This is a genomic window from Cupriavidus sp. 05T313 (assembly GCF_056396665.1).
Window position 1 is genome coordinate 1 of record NZ_JBFTLX010000440.1, and the last position, 2882, is coordinate 2882.

Sequence of the window (2882 nt, forward strand, 5' to 3'; positions counted from 1 at the left end):
CCTTCTGCCCGTTCACGACATACTTGTCGCCTTTACGCACTGCGGTGGTCTTGATTTTTGTCGTGTCGGTGCCTGTAGTCGGCTCCGTAACCGCCATCGATTGCAGACGTAGCTCTCCGCTCGCAATCTTCGGAAGGTATTCCTTCTTTTGCGCTGCCGAGCCATGGCGCAGCAGCGTTCCCATGTTGTACATCTGCCCGTGGCAAGCGCCGGAATTACCGCCGGCGCGGTTGATTTCTTCCATGATGACCGACGCCTGCGTCAGGCCCAGCCCGGAGCCACCGTACTCCTCAGGAATCAGAGCTGCCAGCCAGCCGGCGGCCGTCAGTGCGTTGACGAACTCCTCCGGGTAGCCTCGCACCTCGTCAATCTTGCGGAAGTACTCCGAAGAGAACTGACCGCACAAATCGCGGATAGCTTCGCGGATTTCTTGATGTTCATCGACTTTGTTCAGCACGATAGTCTCCGTGTACGTTCGTTTAGCTAAGTTCGGCAGTAGCAGTCATCGCAAGCGCACCGCCCTCGTGGCGAATCCACAGTTCAACAGACTTCCCGTCCCCGCTTCGCTTCCCGCAGACGTAAAAACGCTGGGGCACGAAGGTGGGGCGAACTCCCTTGAAGGAGAAGCTGCTAACCGTGGCGTCAGGCAAGTTCCTGCGCACCAGGTCGAGGAGCAGCACGGCTAACAACGGGCCGTGGACAATGAGGTCAGGGTAATGCTCGACAGCAGTCACATACGGGTGGTCGTAGTGAATTCTGTGACCGTTGAAGGTCAGGGCGGAGAATCGGAACAGCAGCACTGGGTCGGGCACCACTTCGCGAGACCAGTCTTCGTCGGTACGCGCAGCAACCGGCTCCGGACCAGTCGCATTTGGCGAGGCTTCTTCCCTGTAGACGATGTCGTGCTCTTCGGTCACCGCAAGGCCCCGCGCTCCGGAATACTGGTGCTCCACGGTGACGAAGGCCAGTGACCCCGTCCGCCCTGTTTTGGCATTCACGTCCAGAATGGTGGACTTCTTCGATACAGTCTCACCTACGCGGAGGGGCTGATGAAACCGCAACCGCCCGCCGGCCCACATGCGTCGCGGAAGCGGCACCGGCGGCAGGAAGCCGCCTCGCTTGGCATGGCCGTCAACGCCCAGCTCAGRCTGCCTGTGCAACGGCAAAAAGTACAGCCAATGCCAGAGAGGGGCGAGTGCGTCTCCGCGAACCGGTGCTGGGTCTTCACGGTCCAGGGTCGCGGAGAGCGCCTTGACGGGGAACGCGGTTATCTCGTCGTGGGACTCGGTTGAGTTGCCGACCCACTCCTTCAGCTTGGCAGTGTCCATGAACGTCTCTTCGGTCTGTTTTCTAGGCCCCCACTATGCACGGGCTAAGGGCAACTTCCCATTCGCAAGTTCGGAACGAGCCTTTCGGCTGCACAGAAAACATCGAGCATGCGTTTACCCGAATGGAGCGTTCGGAAGAACCGGATTTACGTAGCGCGAAACTGTGGCCAAGATTGGCTCAAACCATCCGATTCGGCAGACCCCCATGCGCGTCCAGATTCGTTGTCGCTCCCGAGTGGCTCTCCACAGACTCGTGCCGGCATTTCCCATGCGGATTGCCTCCTGTCACGGCGAACATGCCCTTACGCGAAATGGATTTTCACGCACTTTGCAAACGGACCGTGCTATCGACATTCCAGCTTTCGAATCAATCGACCTGCAACTGGGTGGCAGCGTGTTTTCCGCGTCTAGCTGTTATCTGGAACTCGCCGATGGGAACCTGAAGGAAATTACCCTGGGCCCATCGCACCTAAGCGCGGAAACGCCCTCATGGGCGCCGCTTCTGCGGGACATGATTTCGGGAACGGTCTTTCACCACCCACAGGAGAACTGGAATGCTCATACAGTTGCCCATGCGCTGAACACGACACCCGAACGAATCCGGACCGCTCTGTTCACGCAAGGCATGGCCTTCACGCACATATGCCGGACGCAACGTCTCATGCGCGCGCTATTCGAGTCGATACAGTTCAAGCTCTCCGTCGCGGACCTGCGGGACAGAGTGGGCTGGGGTAGCAAAGGCGACCTGGAAGCGTCGTTCTACGATTGGTTTGGCGTATCGCTCCAGACGGTCGCACGCCTGAGAGACGATGGACTGTAGTTCCTACAATGCAATGCGGAGGACGCGTGAAAAACAAGATTGGACGTGATATTCCGGAATGGGTGGGCGGCCAACGTCTGGTACCTTATGCTGGCATCACCGGTTGCCCCGAGGTGCATCGGCGCGCGGCGCCCAGCCTACGCACATTTCCCCGTGGCACTCCGAAGGTACTGCCCTCGTTGCGCGAAGCCATCGACGCGGCCGGATTGCGTGACGGCTCAACCATTTCCTTCCACCATCATCTTCGCAACGGCGATGCTGTTGCCAATGCAGTGTTGTGCGAGGCCGCGAATCAAGGCTTGCGCGGCCTGACCGTGGCCGCCAGCTCAATCTTCCCGGTACATGGCCCGTGGGTGGAACTCATGGAAGCCGGCGTCATTGGCCAGATTTACACTGGGTATGCGTCAGGTCCCGTCGCCGGCGCGGTGGCGCGCGGCGCGCTTGCCGCCCCCATGTTCATGCACACCCATGGAGGGCGCGCCCGCCTCATCGAGTCAGGCGCGTTAGCTATCGATGCCGCCTTTGTAGCTGCACCGACCGCTGACAACTATGGAAACTTGAACGGTGTGTCCGGCCCGTCAGCCTGTGGAACGCTCGGCTATGCCGAAGCCGACGTGCGCTACGCGGCCACGGTGATTGCGGTCACCGACAACCTGGTTCCCTATCCCGCCTGCCCTATCGCCATCAGCCAGGACTACATCGACTATGTGGTCCCTGTCCATTCCATCGGGGAT

Annotated in this window: 4 protein-coding genes; 2 read left to right on the top strand and 2 right to left on the bottom strand. The window is 59.9% G+C overall.

The window, feature by feature from the left end; translation table 11 throughout:
* Both AC1DKD_RS40495 and AC1DKD_RS40500 read right to left on the bottom strand, forming a co-directional pair.
* Window positions 1-457: acyl-CoA dehydrogenase family protein (locus AC1DKD_RS40495; RefSeq protein WP_477144669.1), on the bottom strand; the 457-nt coding region annotated here is incomplete at its 3' end.
* A 22-nt stretch (window positions 458-479) separates the two neighbouring features.
* On the bottom strand, window positions 480-1328 hold the full coding sequence (locus AC1DKD_RS40500) for an HTD2 family dehydratase (RefSeq protein ID WP_477144670.1): 849 nt from the start codon (window positions 1326-1328) through the stop codon (window positions 480-482).
* 268 nt (window positions 1329-1596) lie between these two features.
* Here AC1DKD_RS40500 and AC1DKD_RS40505 point away from each other — a divergent pair, with 268 nt between their 5' ends.
* Window positions 1597-2148, top strand: coding sequence for a hypothetical protein (locus tag AC1DKD_RS40505; RefSeq protein WP_441634800.1), 552 nt, complete (start codon window positions 1597-1599; stop codon window positions 2146-2148).
* 26 nt (window positions 2149-2174) lie between these two features.
* Window positions 2175-2882: citrate lyase subunit alpha (locus AC1DKD_RS40510; RefSeq protein ID WP_477144671.1), on the top strand; the 708-nt coding region annotated here is incomplete at its 3' end.